11 protein-coding genes, 2 tRNA genes and 1 rRNA gene are annotated in these 16,817 nt (G+C 40.7%); 8 read left to right on the top strand and 6 right to left on the bottom strand.

From position 1 onward, the window contains the following. Positions 1-44 precede the first annotated feature (44 nt). On the bottom strand, positions 45-1,253 hold the full coding sequence (locus PMAL9190_RS17100; RefSeq protein WP_087846239.1) for a permease: 1,209 nt from the start codon (positions 1,251-1,253) through the stop codon (positions 45-47). Positions 1,254-1,561: 308 nt separating this feature from the next. Here PMAL9190_RS17100 and trhP point away from each other — a divergent pair, with 308 nt between their 5' ends. After that, positions 1,562-2,950 (top strand): prephenate-dependent tRNA uridine(34) hydroxylase TrhP, encoded by a 1,389-nt coding sequence (gene trhP / locus PMAL9190_RS17095; protein WP_087846238.1) that lies wholly within the window; start codon positions 1,562-1,564, stop codon positions 2,948-2,950. Between the two features lie 5 nt (positions 2,951-2,955). Next, entirely contained in the window at positions 2,956-3,210 is a 255-nt protein-coding gene (locus PMAL9190_RS17090) for a YfhL family 4Fe-4S dicluster ferredoxin (RefSeq protein ID WP_087821855.1), read from the top strand. Between the two features lie 89 nt (positions 3,211-3,299). Here the strand turns inward: PMAL9190_RS17090 and mepA are convergent, their stop codons facing one another. Then, the gene (gene mepA / locus PMAL9190_RS17085) at positions 3,300-4,109 is read right to left on the bottom strand and encodes a penicillin-insensitive murein endopeptidase (RefSeq protein WP_087846334.1); all 810 of its coding nucleotides are present in this window, start codon (positions 4,107-4,109) and stop codon (positions 3,300-3,302) included. A 934-nt stretch (positions 4,110-5,043) separates the two neighbouring features. Between mepA and fdnG the strand changes: the two genes are divergently transcribed. The 5 genes from fdnG (at position 5,044) to selB (ending at position 12,499) form a co-directional block, all read left to right on the top strand. Next, a complete protein-coding gene (gene fdnG, locus PMAL9190_RS17075; protein ID WP_144384377.1) occupies positions 5,044-8,058 on the top strand; it encodes a formate dehydrogenase-N subunit alpha in 3,015 nt (1,004 codons plus the stop codon). Between the two features lie 3 nt (positions 8,059-8,061). Then, entirely contained in the window at positions 8,062-8,937 is an 876-nt protein-coding gene (gene fdxH / locus PMAL9190_RS17070; protein WP_087846234.1) for a formate dehydrogenase subunit beta, read from the top strand. Continuing rightward, a complete protein-coding gene (locus PMAL9190_RS17065) occupies positions 8,934-9,569 on the top strand; it encodes a formate dehydrogenase subunit gamma (protein ID WP_065167369.1) in 636 nt (211 codons plus the stop codon). The genes fdxH and PMAL9190_RS17065 overlap by 4 nt, the downstream gene beginning before the upstream one ends. 102 nt (positions 9,570-9,671) lie before the next feature. Beyond that, the gene (fdhE, locus tag PMAL9190_RS17060; protein WP_087846232.1) at positions 9,672-10,562 is read left to right on the top strand and encodes a formate dehydrogenase accessory protein FdhE; all 891 of its coding nucleotides are present in this window, start codon (positions 9,672-9,674) and stop codon (positions 10,560-10,562) included. A 17-nt stretch (positions 10,563-10,579) separates the two neighbouring features. Further along, entirely contained in the window at positions 10,580-12,499 is a 1,920-nt protein-coding gene (gene selB, locus PMAL9190_RS17055) for a selenocysteine-specific translation elongation factor (protein WP_087846230.1), read from the top strand. 14 nt (positions 12,500-12,513) lie between these two features. On the opposite strand, the gene PMAL9190_RS20245 is transcribed toward selB, so the two are convergent. Together PMAL9190_RS20245 and PMAL9190_RS17050 are read right to left on the bottom strand one after the other, a co-directional pair. Beyond that, a tRNA-Sec gene (locus tag PMAL9190_RS20245) sits at positions 12,514-12,608 on the bottom strand. A 107-nt stretch (positions 12,609-12,715) separates the two neighbouring features. Continuing rightward, positions 12,716-13,696, bottom strand: a complete 981-nt coding sequence (locus PMAL9190_RS17050) for a sugar-binding transcriptional regulator (RefSeq protein WP_087846228.1) — start codon at positions 13,694-13,696, stop codon at positions 12,716-12,718. Between the two features lie 472 nt (positions 13,697-14,168). Here PMAL9190_RS17050 and PMAL9190_RS17045 point away from each other — a divergent pair, with 472 nt between their 5' ends. Beyond that, a complete protein-coding gene (locus tag PMAL9190_RS17045; RefSeq protein ID WP_087846226.1) occupies positions 14,169-15,173 on the top strand; it encodes an acyltransferase family protein in 1,005 nt (334 codons plus the stop codon). A 1,135-nt stretch (positions 15,174-16,308) separates the two neighbouring features. Here PMAL9190_RS17045 and PMAL9190_RS17040 read toward each other — a convergent pair. Beyond that, positions 16,309-16,385 (bottom strand) — tRNA-Asp (locus tag PMAL9190_RS17040). Between the two features lie 74 nt (positions 16,386-16,459). Beyond that, a 5S ribosomal RNA gene (gene rrf, locus PMAL9190_RS17035) occupies positions 16,460-16,575 on the bottom strand. Between the last annotated feature and the right edge of the window lie 242 nt (positions 16,576-16,817).

Below are 16,817 nucleotides of genomic sequence, written 5' to 3'. Positions count from 1 at the left end.
AAAAAGAGCCGTCACGTTATTAACGTTACGGCTCTTTTCATATGCTACATGCTCATCCCCATGCCAGCATTGGCTTTTTTACCAAGGTAGTAATACCAAATAGAAGCTGGAATAAAGATCACGTTCATCACTGTGGTCATATTAAAGCCAAAACCTGATTGATTTAATGCACGTACGGTTTGATCGCTGGTTACCCAACCAACGCCATTGAAGATGGCATCAACACATAAACCTGTAAATAAAATTGCTACAAATAACAACCCAACCATCCATTTAGCAGGACGCTTACCGTAGTATTTCTGATAAACACGGATCATCGGAATGGTTAAAACATCCGATAGAATAAAGCCAATCACGCCACCAAATGAAATTCCACCATGCCATAACGCTGCGGCTAAAATAAGATTACCGACAGAACATACATAAGCAATCATTGCTACAAAAATACCAATAATCACATCTAAAAACGAATGCAACCACACCGGTAAGCCGGCATCATTACTGATAAACAATGCGCGCCATCCCTCTTGCGGCATTAACGCGATTAAGATTGAAGAAACCACCACCCCAATTAGAATTTCTTTACCAATCATGGCAATATCCATTTGGAAGAAACCTGCAGATTTAGTGATTTTTTCCATAGTGGCAGATTGAGGTTTAGCTGCCATATCCATGCCACAATCACTGTGCTCAGGCTTCATCTTTGACATGTCCATGCCGCAATCACTGTGATCACCACTCATTTCAGACATATCCATACCACAACTTGCTTTTTGTGGCTGCGCATCCTCTAAATGCTGACGCAACTCTTGTTCAACATCTTTTGGAAAAAAGCGACTAAATAAAACTCCAACCGTGGCAATTAAAATCAAACCACCTATCACTTCACCCCATAAAAATGTCCAGCCCATTAATGCAACTAAGACAATGAACATTTCAACAATCAAGTTGGTACTTGAAACCAAAAATGCCATTGCATTAGCAACAGTGGATTTTTTTACTAAGAGAGTATGAGATAACGATGCCGCCGCATAAGAACACGATGACGACACCATGCCTAAAAACGTAGTGAAACCAAGGCTTACTGGCGTTGTTTTACCTAAGTGTTTAACCACACTTGAAACCGGTATTAAGTTGCGAATCCAAGATGACAGTATTAAACCAAATGCCAACGGCCAGAATATTTGCCAAATCATATTACCAAAGGTTGAAAACACGTGGATAACTAACCCACTAATATCATGACCTATCATAACTACCTTCTTGATGTATGCCGCCACTCGCTAGCGACAATATTATGCCAATAAACGCTATAGTGCCCTAAAATATAAACGCTGTATTAAATGCACAATAAGTATGTATTTTAATGCATCTATATCTAGCTTAACTAAATTACGCCAATTGAATATATACCTTCATTTACCATCATGCTGATTTTTCATCCGCGATAATAATTAAGAAAATTGGCAATGTGAGAATGAAAAACGTAGAATCTCGCCTCCTCCTATTGCACTAGGTGTTATAGGCTGATTTGGAATCAGACATCTAAGAGAACTAAACAATGTTTAAACCAGAATTACTATCTCCAGCCGGTAGCCTGAAAAATATGCGTTACGCTTTTGCCTATGGTGCAGATGCTGTCTATGCAGGCCAACCTCGTTACAGCCTTCGTGTTCGTAACAATGAATTTAATCTAGATAACCTGAAAATTGGTATCGATGAAGCGCATGCTCAAGGTAAAAAGCTATATGTGGTATGTAATATTCAACCACATAACTCAAAGCTTAAAACCTTTATTCGTGATTTAAAGCCAATTGTAGATATGGGTCCTGACGCACTTATCATGTCAGATCCTGGTTTGATCATGATGGTTCGTGAAGCATTTCCTGAAGTAGTAATTCACCTTTCTGTACAAGCTAACGCAGTTAACTGGGCAACCGTTAAATTCTGGGCTAGCCAAGGCGTTGAGCGTGTGATTCTGTCTCGTGAACTATCACTAGAAGAAATCGAAGAAATTCGTGAGCATTGCCCTGATACTGAACTAGAAATCTTTGTTCATGGCGCACTTTGCATGGCGTATTCTGGTCGTTGTTTATTATCTGGCTACATCAACAAGCGCGATCCAAACCAAGGTACATGCACTAACTCATGTCGCTGGGAATACAAAGTAGAAAAAGCGGTTGAGAACGACGCAGGTCAAATCGTTGAAACTCAAGATGCAATTCAAATTCAAGAGATTGAACAGCGCCCAGAAAATACACTTGGTCTAGGTAAACCTGTTGACGATGTGGTACTGCTGAGTGAATCTCACCGCCCAGAAGAAAAAATGGCAGCATTTGAAGATGAGCATGGTACTTACATCATGAACTCTAAAGATCTTCGTGCAGTACAGCATGTTGAACGCTTAACGAAAATGGGTGTGCACTCATTAAAAATTGAAGGTCGTACTAAGTCTTTCTATTACTGTGCACGTACTGCACAAGTTTACCGTAAAGCGATTGATGATGCGGTTGCAGGTAAACCATTTGATGATTCATTACTCGGCACATTAGAAAGCTTAGCGCACCGTGGCTATACTGAAGGCTTCCTACGCCGTCATACCCATGATGCTTACCAGAATTATGATTACGGTTACTCAATTTCAGATACACAACAATTTGTTGGCGAATTTACTGGTGTACGTCGTGGTGAACTTGCTGAAGTTGAAGTGAAAAATAAATTCGTTGTTGGCGACAGCCTTGAAGTAATGACACCAAAAGGTAACGTTATTTTCAAACTTGAAACCATGGAAAACCGTAAGTCAGAAGTCATTGATGATGCAAAAGGGAATGGCCACTTTGTGTTTATTCCTGTGCCATCGGATATGGATCTCGATTTTGGTCTACTAATGCGTAATTTAAATAACGGTGAAGACACTCGTAACCCACACGCACCTAAAGACGGTAAATAAGCACTATGGCACTGCTCATTACAACTAAATGCATTAACTGTGATATGTGTGATCCTGAATGCCCCAATGAGGCAATCACCATGGGCGATGAATTTTATGAAATAGACCCAGATCGCTGCACAGAATGTAAAGGGCACTATGATAAGCCAACCTGCCAGTCAGTTTGTCCTATTACCAATTGTATTATTACTGATCCTGAGCGCGTTGAGTCAGATGATGAACTGCTTGAAAAGTTTGTCACTCTGCAAGGCCTAGCTTAGTTATTCAATAATAAACCGTATAAAAAAAGCACCGCTCAGTTACCTGAGCGGTGCTTTTTTATTAGTCAAACACTAACACCTAGCAGAGATTAGCTTTTCAATACAACCTTACACATCGGTGGCAATACTTTTTTAGGTTTTGGCTTCGGCTTAACATCAGTAACTGGTTTGGTAACCACTGGTGCTTTATACGTTGGCGACCATGAAGCAAGCTCTTTACCACAACCATCGCCTGCTGGCGGTGGTGTTTGCGGCTCACAAGTGGTACTTCCCTCAGGGCAATGTAAACGAACGTGGAAATGGTAATAATGACCAAACCAAGGTCGCACTTTACTCAACCAATCTCGCTGCTTCCATTCAGTTTTGCATAGCTGTTGTTTAATCACTGGATGAACAAATATTCGTGCTACTCGATCATCACTTGCTGCTAATTGGATTAATTGTGCTTGCTTATTACTCCAGTTGTTTTCAATGATCTGGTAATTTTTCACATCAACCATAGGCAGCGCAGACACCGTCTTTAGTTCTTGTTGAGTTAACGGTTTTTCCGGTATACGTAACCAAATATCGGCATCTAATCCTGTTTGGTGGCTTGCATGGCCTGACGAGAAACGGCCTCCTCTAGGCATTGCAATATCACCGACCAGCACATTACCAATTTTTAGCTGTTGTGATTGCTTCATTAATTGCTGTAAAAAAACAATCATTTCACTATGACCAAAATAACGTCCACGTTCAGAACGTATCACTTGATAACCATCACCTTGCAACGGCAAATTTTCACCACCAGCAAGACAACCATTAGCATACGAGCCAATCGAACTTGAATCACCACTCGTCGGTTGTTTCACTTTCTCCCACGGTGTAGCCGTGACGGTTTGACTCATGCACACAAGCATTAAGCCAGTAACTATCTTCCCTAACACTTTATTCTTCCTTTTGATCATTGGTAGCGCTAATAATAACGTAACATTTAAACGATGCAAAATTAAGCTACCAATAATTTCACCACGCATCGTAATAATAGTCCAAAGACTATTCATTCATTATTTAACAATGGTTTTACATGATTATCTTTTTGTAAAATTCAAAATAAAGAAAGACCGACTAATTCCAGTTAGAACTATATTTATTTAATAGCAAAAATTCACTTTCCAAATTTAACATTCTCATTATTTTATAAAACATACTAATATTGCTAAATAAACATGCTTAACATCGACGATTAAATCACCACTATTAATTTCAAATATGGCACTTAAGATTGCATTAAGTCATGCTAATTTATAGATAATCGTGTCTATTTTAATGTTCAAGATCGGTATTAATTTATTAAAATAATTTCAATGTGAATTTATCGGGTTACTGAGCACTGTCAAAAATAAAATATAAGTTACTGATTAAAGTAAACATAAAGCACAAAAAACATATAGCGTATTTACATCACTCGATTTTTATCAAAACCACTAAACGGGCTTGTTTTATGTTTTAAATTTTCATTTCAACGAATTTAAAAGACTTCAATGCATTATATAAATATATTTACTATTAAAAATAGAACATGACTAAATAAAATAAACCAGTAATCACCATAAGCAATAATAACTATTAGAATATGATAATGAATCTTATTATTGAGCTTATTTATTATCAAACCAACATTTACGGTAATGTCTTATTAATAAAATTTAAACAGCTATTTATATAGTTAATTTTATCCGCAAGTTTTTTACTCTCCTGCTCTTAATTGCAAAATTTGACGACATTATATTCACCCATATAATAACCACGAGAAATTACCCTCTTCTTTATTTCTAATAAGGTCTTTTGAGATTGAATATAAGTAGACGTCAATTATTTAAATTGTGCGCGGGGGCTGTAGCAACAACAACTATTGCTTCCCTTGCCACAATTCCGCAAAAAGCGTGGGCGCAAGCTCGTGACTTCAAATTAACCGCTGCCAAAGAAACACGTAATACCTGTTCTTATTGTTCAGTAGGTTGTGGCACATTACTGTATAGCACAGGTGCTACAGGCGGAAATATTAAACAAAAAGTATTCCACGTTGAAGGTGATCCAGATCATCCAGTAAGCCGTGGTGCATTATGTCCTAAAGGTGCGGGCCTAGCTGGTTTTGTTAACAGCGAACAACGTTTGAAATACCCAGAATACCGCGCTCCAGGTTCAGATAAATGGCAACGTCTAACATGGGACGAAGCATTTAGCCGTATTGCTAAACTAATGAAACAAGACCGTGATGCTAACTTGGTAAAAACCAATGATGAAGGCACCACAGTTAACCGCTGGCTAACAACAGGCATGCTTTGTGCCTCAGCGGAAAGTAATGAAAATGGTTGGTTAACTCAGAAATTTGCCCGCGGTTTGGGTATGGTTCCTGTAGACACTCAAGCGCGTATTTGACACGGCCCAACGGTAGCAAGTCTTGCTCCAACATTTGGCCGCGGCGCGATGACCAACAACTGGGTCGACATTAAAAATGCCGACTTGATCCTCGTTATGGGCGGAAACGCAGCAGAAGCACACCCTGTAGGTTTCCGCTGGGCTATTGAAGCTCAAAAAACTCGAAACGCTGAAATCATTGTGGTTGATCCACGTTTCACGCGTACAGCAGCTGTTGCTGATCACTATGCACCGATCCGTTCTGGTGCTGATATTGCTTTCTTACTAGGTGCAATTCGCTACCTAATCGCAAGCAGTCAAGTCAATCACGAATATGTCAAAGCGTATACTAATGCGAGCTTTATCGTACGTGATGATTACGCGTTCCACGATGGTCTATTCTCTGGCTATGACGCTGATAAACGTAAGTATGATCGTAGCTCTTGGTTCTATCAACTGGATGACCAAGGTTATGCGCTAAAAGATGAATCACTGCAGCATCCTCGTTGTGTATGGAATCTACTTAAAGATCACGTATCTCGCTATACACCTGACGTTGTTGCTAATATCACCGGTACGCCGATTGATATGTTTGAACGCGTTTGTAAAGCACTAGGTAGCACCGCTGCGAATAACCGTGTTGCGACTATTTTGTACGCGACAGGCTGGACTCAGCACTCAAAAGGCGCTGAAAACATTCGTTGTATGGCAATGGTCCAATTACTCCTTGGTAATATGGGTATGGCTGGCGGCGGTGTTAACGCTCTACGTGGCCACTCTAACATTCAAGGTATTACTGACCTTGGCTTGCTAGCACAAAGTTTACCGGGTTACTTAAAACTGCCATCAGATAAAGATGTTGATTTAGCGACTCACCTTAAGCACCACACGCCTGTGGCACTTGAAGCAGATCAAACTAACTATTGGCAGCATTACCCAGCATTCTTCGTGTCATTATTGAAGTCATTTTACGGCAAAAATGCCACAGCTGAGAATAACTTTGGCTACGACATGATGCCAAAATGGGATCAAGGCTACGACATGTTGCGCGTGTTCGACATGATGAACAAAGGCGAAATGAATGGCTATATCTGTCAAGGTTTCAACCCTGTTTCTTCAATGTCTAACAAGCAAAAAACATTGGATGCACTATCTAAGCTGAAATACTTAGTGGTTGTTGATCCACTGGCAACAGAAACTTCTACGTTCTGGCAAAATAAACCTAACGTCAATGAAGTTGATACTGCAAGTATTGATACTGAAGTATTCCGTTTGCCTTGTGCCTGTTTTGCTGAAGAAGATGGCACCATTGTAAGTTCAGCGCGCTGGCTACAATGGCACTGGAAAGCAGCTGATATGCCAGGAGAAGCTAAGGGTGATGCTGAGATCCTAGCGGGTATTTTCTTGAAAATGCGCGAAATGTACCAACAAAATGGTGGTACTTATCCAGATCCTATCTTAGCGCTTGATTGGAACTATGCGATCCCTGCAGAGCCAAACACCAAAGAATTAGCACAAGAGCTAAACGGCAAAGACGCTAACGGTAAGCAACTATCTAGCTTTGCTCAACTAAAAGCGGATGGTTCTACCAATGCCGCGTGTTGGTTATACACAGGTAGCTGGACTGAAGCTGGCAATCAAACAGCTCGTCGTGATAACAGCGATCCTTCTGGTCTAGGTTTAGCGCCAAACTGGGCATGGTCTTGGCCTGCAAACCGTCGTGTTTTGTACAACCGTGCATCAACACATCCTGACGGTAGCCCATGGGATAAAACACGTACTTTAGTTGAATGGAATGGTAACAAGTGGGTCGGTCCTGATGTACCTGACTTTAATGCTAAATTGCCGCCATCCAGCAATGCCGGTCCATTTATCATGCAACCTGAAGGCGTAGGTCGTCTGTTTGCACTTGATAAAATGGCTGAGGGTCCGTTCCCTGAACACTACGAACCATTTGAAACACCGATTGGTACTAACCCATTACATAAAAATGTGGTTTCTAATCCAGCGGCACGTTTGTTCAAAGATGATGCAGCGCAGCTAGGCACCAAAGAGAATTTCCCATTCGTGGGTACCACTTACCGCCTAACAGAGCACTTCCATACCTGGACAAGTCACTCTCATTTCAACGCGGTATTACAACCTGAACAATTTGTAGAAATTGGCGAAGGTTTAGCGAAAGAGCGTGGCATCAACAATGCTGACATGGTGCGTGTAACCTCTAAGCGTGGTTCTATTGAAGCTAAAGCTTATGTGTCTAAGCGTATTACGCCACTGCATGTTAACGGTCAAGCTGTTCACACTGTTGGTATTCCTATTCACTGGGGCTACGAAGGCGATACTAAGCCGGGTTACCTTGCGAATACGTTATCGCCATGTGTCGGTGACGCTAACTCACAAACGCCTGAATATAAGGCATTTTTGGTTAACGTAGAGAAGGTGAAGTAAGCCATGGGTATGGAATCACAGAATATTATTCGTAGTTCTGCTACATCGTCGATTACTCCATCTCCTGATGCGCGTGAACGTCAAATTCAGGTAACAAAGTTAATTGATGTCACCTGTTGTACTGGCTGTAAAGGCTGCATGGATGCGTGTAGTGAGTGGAATAACCTACGCGGTAAAGTAGGCACCTTTGAAGGTTCTTACCAAAATCCACCTAATACAACCGCTGAAACTTGGACCACTATCCACTTCAAAGAAATTGAAGAAGATAATAAATTCAAGTGGCTATTTAGCAAACATAGCTGCATGCACTGTTCAGATCCTGGCTGCTTAAAAGCGTGTCCAGAACCTGATGCTATCGTGCAATATGAAAACGGTGTGGTTGATTTCAACTCGGAAAAATGTGTTGGCTGCGGTTACTGTATCGCTGGCTGTCCATTTGATATTCCGCGTATGAACCCAGTTGATAACCGTGTTTATAAGTGTACGTTGTGTCTTGATCGCCTTCAGGCAGGTCAAGTGCCGTCATGTGCTAAAACCTGTCCAACAGGTGCACTACGCTTTGGTTCTCGTGAAGAAATTCTTGAGTATGCCAATCAACGTGTTGCTGCATTACAAGCAAAAGGCCATAAAAAAGCCGGTATCTACAACCCGCAAGGCGTTGGTGGTACACACGTCATTTACGTACTGCACGATATTACTGATCCTGAACGTTATGATCTGCCTAAAGATCCTAAAATCAGCGAAACCGTGAAGCTATGGAAAGATGATGTGAAACCTCTGGCGGCAGCTGGTTTAGTGGGTACGTTAGCCCTTGCTGCTATTCACCGCGTAACGGTTGGTCGTAGTCGTGTGGCTGAAGATGAAGGAGATGAAAAATGAGTTTAAACAAAACGATTTTACGTCATAAGCCTTTAGATCGCGTAGTGCATTGGACTGTGGCATTAACAGGTATCTGGACATTATTGTCTGGTCTATCTTTTATGTTTGCACCGCTGCACTTCCTTAGCTATGTCTATGGCACGCCACAACTTGCACGTATTTTGCATCCATTTGGTGCGATTGTGATGACCGTTGGGCTGTTTTTCTTAGTGATCCGTTACTGGAGCCATAACCACTTTGAAAAAGGTGATCTCCAGTGGATGTTAAAAGTTAAAGATGTTTTAACTGAGAACGAAGAAAACGTACCAGAAGCAGGTCAATACAACGCTGGTCAGAAAATGATCTTACGTCAGTTTATTGCCTGTGGTGTATTGCTACTGGTAACAGGTCTGATTGCATGGCGCGCTTACTTTTCAGCCTACTTCAGCATTGATGTGGTTCGTATTGCATTAATTGTACACTCAATTACTGCGCTGGTTTTTGCCTTAAGCTTAATTATCCATGCCTATATGGCGTATTGGGTAAAAGGCTCAATTGATGGCATGTTAGAAGGTAAGGTTTCTCCTGCGTGGGCCAAGAAACATCACCCTCGCTGGTTCCGTTCGCTATCAAGCAACAAAGACCAACACTAATAACACAGCTCAAGAACCAATAAACCTTGCTATTTATTGGTTCTTTATTTCTATACCAACCTCGGTTTACTGGGGTTGGTATTCTTATAATTGGATACCGACATGAGCGTTAACATTTTAGATAAAGACACCATTATTAAACAAAAAAGTGACGGCTTTCGTCCGCTAATTATTGGTGATCCTGCCACCATTTTTCATGCCCGTGCTGCCCGTTTACGTCAGTTGGCACAAGACTCTTTTATGGCAGATTACCTGTTATTAGCAGGACAGATCGTCCAACAACAATTGCATTTAATTGACACCTTTAATGGTGCTGTGCAGCAACAGTTAGCAGCCCAAACATTAACATGGCCGATTGAAATTGATGGTAGCTGGCAAGCTATTTTAGATCCAATGTTAACCCAATTAACCTCGGCACTACGACCTGTTGTTAGTGATGATATCGTCAAAGTTATCGACAATATTAGCCAGATTGATCAGCAAACCTTGCAACATTATTTTCATGCTCTACAGCAAAACCAAGCTGAACGTGTACCTGCTGATATTGCGATTATCCTTTGGAGCTGTATCAATACCTTAATGAGCTTAATTGTGACTAACACTCAGTTAGAATGGCAACCTGAAGCCAATGCAAAGCAATCACATTGTCCTCTTTGTGGCGGTGCACCTGTGGCAAGTTTAATTCAAGGTAGTGGTCATCGTTACTTACATTGCAGCCAATGTGAAGCACAATGGCATCGCCTCCGCGCTGAATGTACTCAATGTGGCGATAGTGAAAATATTCAACTTCAAAGTGAAACACTAGAAGATAGTGTTCGCGCTGAAACCTGTCGTCATTGTCAAAGTTATTTAAAGATGTTGGTACTAGAAAAGAACCCACAGTTAGATCCTATTGCAGATGATTTAGCCACCATAGTGCTAGATCAGAAACTGGGGGAAATGGAATTTTATCGCAGTGGTTTCAACCCTTTCTTACTGCCTCTGGCTCAATAACGCTTTAGAGTAACCCTATGATTATTGCTACAGCTGGCCATGTCGATCATGGTAAAACCAAACTGTTACAAGCCCTGACTGGGATCAATGCCGATCGACTGCCAGAAGAGCAACAACGCGGGCTTACAATTGATTTAGGCTATGCGTTTATGCCTTATCAATCAATAACATCTAATCAGCAACAAACATTAGGTTTTATTGATGTTCCTGGCCATGAAAAATTTCTCTCCAACATGCTCGCAGGCGTAGGCACCGCTCATCATGCAATGCTGATTGTGGCAGGCGATGAAGGCATGATGCCGCAAAGCCATGAACATTTGACGATTCTGCGCTTATTAGCCATGGATAGCCTAACGGTGGTGATCACTAAATCCGATCTCACTACCACTGAGCAACAACAGCAACTTGAAACTAAAATAAGCCAGTTATTGCTTCAATATGGCTTTACCCACACCACTATTTTTCATTGTTCAGCCATCACCCATCAAGGTATTGACGAACTCAAGCAACACCTCATTGAGCTGGCTAATAGTGAGCAACATCACGATGATCGCCTTAATTTTAAACTCGCGATTGACCGCGCTTTTCACGTTAAAGGCTCTGGCTTAGTGGTAACGGGAACCGCTATCAACGGTCAGATTAATGTTGGTGATAGCTTGCGTTTAGTCAGTCATAGCAACCTTAAAAAAGGCCATTGCCAGCCTCAGGTTGTACGTATAAAAACCATTCATGCGCAGGGGAAATCCGCAGAATGTGCAACAGCCAATCAACGAGTAGCGCTTAATATTAGCGGTGATATTGATAAGGCAAGTTTAACCCGTGGTGATTGGTTATTACAGACAGCACCAACAACTATAATCAAACGGATCACGGTTAAATTAACCGCTAACCAACTGATTAAACATTGGCAAAATGTGCAGGTTTTCCATGCAGCTACCCATACCACAGGTCGTATTGCATTATTAGAAGATCAGCAATTAATCGCAACGGGCAGCGCTCTGGCTGAAATCAGCCTTGATACGCCATTGTGTTTAACCGAACAAGATCGCTTATTAGTCCGCGATCCCGCTCAAAAAGTCAATCTTGGCAGCGCAATTGTAATTGATCTACTGCCACCAAATCGTGGCAAACGCAAACCACAGCGGCTTGAGTACCTTCATCAACGTGCTCATCTCAATACGCTCAATGAGATCATTCAATTTAAGCTGCAACATGCACCACAATCACGCCAACAATTAATTGAACAGCACCAGTGTAATACTGCTGTTATTAGTCAATTATTAGCAGCAAATGAAGCCATCAATCAACATGGTGATTTCCTTTGCTATAACAGCTATCAACAAGCATTACAGCAACAGATTATCACCACGCTAGAACACTATCATCAGCAAGCGCAAGATAACCTTGGCGTCGGTAAAGAGCGATTATATCGAATGGCAGCATTGAATCAGCCAGCCGAGATCTTTAACGCTGTTATCAACCAATTGCTTAATCAACAGCGATTAGCTAATACTCGTGGTTGGTTACACTTAGCTGAGCATACATTACAACTAACGCCAACTGAGCAACAATGCTGGCAGCAAATAGAACAACTGATGGTTGCAAATCCCCAACCTTGGTGGGTACGTGATCTTGCGGCTGAAATTAATGCGGATGAGAACGAAATTCGTAAATTAAGCTATAAACTGGCGCAATTAAGCTACGTTGCCGCGATTGTTAAAGATCGTTATGTTAGCCATGATTATCTAGTGCAAATGGCCACACAAGTACGTCAACATATTGCCCAAGAGCAAAAATTAGAAACGGCTGAATTTAGAAATATTAGTCAGCTCGGACGCAAAGTTGCAATTCAATTATTAGAATATTTTGACAAGATTGGTTTTACTAAACGTAAGTTTAATTATCGTGAGCTAAAAGATCAGGATGTGTTGCAGTAACAAAAATAAAGAAGTGGCGGAAGAACATAGGAGTCGAACCTACCCAGGACTGCTGGCAGCCCTACCCGGATTTGAAATCCGGACGCATCACCGGATACGACGTTCTTCCTTTATTTTGAAGCTGTATTTTATTCGCTTAAAGCATATTCTGCAACCGCTATCTAACCAATACCAAGATAGCGGTTTCTTTTATAGAACAAGTGCCTAAATAACCCTCTATTTCATCTGTTGGTCAAGATTTAAAATCGTTAAAGCATTACTAACACTGGTTGCCAACACATCAACCACCCCAGATCGAAGTGCGCCTAATAAGGCTAATGCTTTACTGTTTTCAGCCGCCGTCACCACCACTGTCGGAATATGACGCAGTTCATTCATGGTTAGACCGATAACACGATCGCTCATCATGGTATCTGCTTGCTTACCCTGACTATCAAAAAAATCATAGCCCGCAATATCACCGACAACGCCTTTACGGATTCGAGCTTCAACAATTTCTTGCGGCGTAAACCAACCCAGTTTAACCATATGACTATTTTCATTCATATCGCCAACACCGACTAATGCCACATCAGCACGACGTGCACGATCTAAGGTTTCTTTCACAGTGCCATTTTTCATGAATGCTTCTTTAACAATGATGTCTTCAACATATGCAGGCGCATAAAGTGTCTCACTAATACCATCATATTTTTTGGCCAGTTGACGACAAATATGATCGGCATTAATCGCATTACCTGAACGGTGAGTACCACCAATTCCACACACAAAACGACAGTTACGCTGTGGCACTACACCAACATGATTGGCAATTGAGGCAATATTACGCCCTTGACCAACAGCAACGACCATATCATCTGATAATGTTGTAGCCAGATAGCTTGAAACAAGGCTCGCTACTTGTTGACGTTGAGATTCATCATCAGGCTGATCTAACGCAATCAAGGCCCGTTTTAGATTAAAGCGCTCAATTAACTGTTGTTCTAACTTCTCACTAAATACCGGGTGATATTTAACTGTGATTTCAACCACGCCTTCATCGCGTGCGCGGCGGAGTAAACGACCGATTTTGGCACGAGACATGCCAAACCGTTGTGATATTTCTTCCTGCGTTGCACCTTCTTGATAATAAGCAATAGCAATTTCAGTTAACTGATCACTCTCAGCATGATTATTATCATTATTCAAACTGCTCATTACTTATCCTTTATATACTAACGGTTAAATCAAAAACATATTCTAGCACTGTGATATCAAAACCGAGAGGTTATTCCACAGCTCACAACAATAAATAACGTACAGCTTTTTCATCAATAATCACCAAAAACCACACCACCTTTTTAAGCTATCATAGGTACAAGCAAAGATAACAACTATCTTATTGATAATTAAAAGATATTTAGTTTGTACAGCTTTTTGATCATATAAACTCAAAAGCTTTTTAGCTGATATTATTCGACCAAGTTACGATTATTATCGATTAGCTACATTAGTAATTACAGCAGGATTAGTAATAACTATCAGCAATAATAAGCTATTGTTAAGTAATATATTGTCATTATTAAAATTATGCCATATACATAAGTTAAATTAATATAAGTAACCCTATTTACATTACTTTTATTATAGATTAGTGTGACGCCAAATTTGCTAAAATAGGAATGCGTTTGTGAGTAAACATTTAAACTGGGTCGATTATGCCAAAGGTCTTGGTATTATATTAGTGGTATACGGACACATAACGGAAGGTATTTATAATGCTGGCATGGCGATGGATAGTCATCTTTATACCGCTGTAGATACTATGATTTACAGCTTCCACATGCCTCTCTTTTTCTTTTTATCTGGTTTGTTCTTTACTTCATCTTTCCAAAAAAGAGGCTTTAAAAATACTATCATTAATAAAGTTGATACTATTTTTTATCCCTTTGTCATTTGGTCGATACTTCAAGGTATTATTGAAGCAACATTATCTAAATATACCAATGGTCATGTAACCTATACACAGGTATTTAGCTTACTGTGGGAACCAAGAGCACAATTCTGGTTTCTTTACGTATTGTTTTTTACTTTTGTCATTGCTTGTATCTTATTTATGAACAATCGTAGCACTAAGCAAATGGCATTAGTCGCTGGTTTTTTCTCTCTCGTTTATATATTCCAAAGCGACCTTCCTCAGATACACATATTTACAATGGGCTATGCTCATATTGCATTCTTTTTTATTGGGGTTCTGGTTGTTCAGTTAGATTGCATCAATAAATTGAATAATATTAAGGTTTTTATTGCAATACTTGCTTTATTTATGGTGAGTGAATATTGGTTTGCAGTTATTGAAGGTTTCAGCCGTTTAGACCGCGGCTTTTGGTCATTTATTATTGCTAGTATTGGTATTACTTTCATCGTCACCTTATCAATGCAATTGTCAAAGTTAAATATCCGCTTATTAGCTTATATTGGCCAATCATCACTTTATATCTATTTACTGCATGTATTAATAGGTAGCGGCATACGCATTGTGTTACAGAAAGCATTCCATGTTGAATCAGCAACCATTCAAATTATTATTGGCTGTATTGCTGCTATTGGCTTGTCTCTATTTTTTGTTGAGATCACTAAAAAATTCCAATTGTCATTTCTATTTAAAGCTCCATGGGAAAGTTCTCGAAAATAGAATAACCTCAACAACAGCATAAAAATAAAAAGGAATCTGCGTTGATTCCTTTTTTCTTTGCTGTATCTCATCAATAAAAAGTATCAGCATATACGTCATACCATTTCCAGCATCCACTCGATATACCCATCATTACATTACCAACAAAATTGGATACTTATTATCAACACGTTGTAGCGTTATTGTTTTAACTGCTTTTTTATTGGTTTCTGCAATGCTCAAACACGTGATGTGCAGATCACGGATAGCTCGTTCCTCTCTTTCGAGATGACGGATAATAACCTACGTTATTACACCATTTTCTACAGACGAAAAAAAACTGAATCTTTCGATTCAGGTTGCTTAAATGAATGTGAAGCGGACGGGACTTGCCATAGCTAACATTACAACCAGAGCATCAGCGCGTCCATTTTCCATCAAACAATAGTCGTGCCAGGCCGCTAAGCTTGCCAATAGAAACTAATTTATAACTTAATCCTCTGCCGTGCCGTCATTCCCTACAGTGAGGTTACGAACGAGATAGGGAATCTATTATCAGCACGTTGTAGCGTTATTGTTTTAACTGCTTTTTTATTGGTTTCTGCAATGCTCAAACACGTGATGTGCAGATCACGGATAGCTCGTTCCTCTCTTCCGAGATGACGGATAATAACCTACGTTATTACACCATTTTCTACAGACGAAAAAAAACCTGAATCTTTCGATTCAGGTTTCTTAAATAAATGTGAAGCGGACGGGACTCGCCACACCGAACATCAGCGCGACCCTCGGCATGACAGGCCGCTAAGCTTCCCAATAGAAAGTTAACCAACTGAACTACCACTCCGCAGTATTTATTCAGCATCATCTTACTTTTAGATAGACGTAAAAAAGCCCTAATCTTTCGATTCAGGTTTCTTAAATAAATGTGAAGCGGACGGGACTCGCCACACCGAACATCAGCGCGACCCCCGGCATGACAGGCCGCTAAGCTTCCCAATAGAAAACGATCTCCATGGATGGAGAGAATGCCAAATAATGTCGGGAACATTATTGGTCAGCTGAACTACCACTCCGCAGTATTTATTCAGCATCATCTTACTTTTAGATAGACGTAAAAAAGCCCTAATCTTTCGATTAGGGCTTTTCTGTATAATGGCGGAGTGGACGGGACTCGAACCCGCGACCCCCGGCGTGACAGGCCGGTATTCTAACCAACTGAACTACCACTCCGCAGTGTCTATTCAGCATAAATGCAACTTGTTTTGCCTTAAGATTTTCTTAAAATCTTAAAACAAGAAAGCGAAGCCTGGCGATGTCCTACTCTCACATGGGGAGACCCCACACTACCATCGGCGCTATTACGTTTCACTGCTGAGTTCGGCATGGGATCAGGTGGGTCCATAACGCTATGGTCGCCAAGCAAATTTTTTTGTTACGAGTATCGAGATTTCTCGATTCGAGACTCCTAACATTACAATCTTAAAAAACTGACTATCGCGATACTCGATAACTCGATTCTCGCTGTCTCAAACTTACATTCAAGTGTTTGTCGAGTCCGTCTCTTCTCTTGTGAGAAGAAAAACCCCTTGGGTGTTGTATGGTTAAGCCTCACGGGCAATTAGTATCAGTTAGCTCAATGCCTCGCAGCACTTACACACCTGA

It is taken from the genome of Photobacterium malacitanum (assembly GCF_900185615.1).
Classification (GTDB): Bacteria; Pseudomonadota; Gammaproteobacteria; order Enterobacterales; family Vibrionaceae; genus Photobacterium; species Photobacterium malacitanum.
The sequence above is the reverse complement of the archived record's forward strand: the minus strand, read 5'-3'. Positions and strand labels throughout refer to the sequence as shown.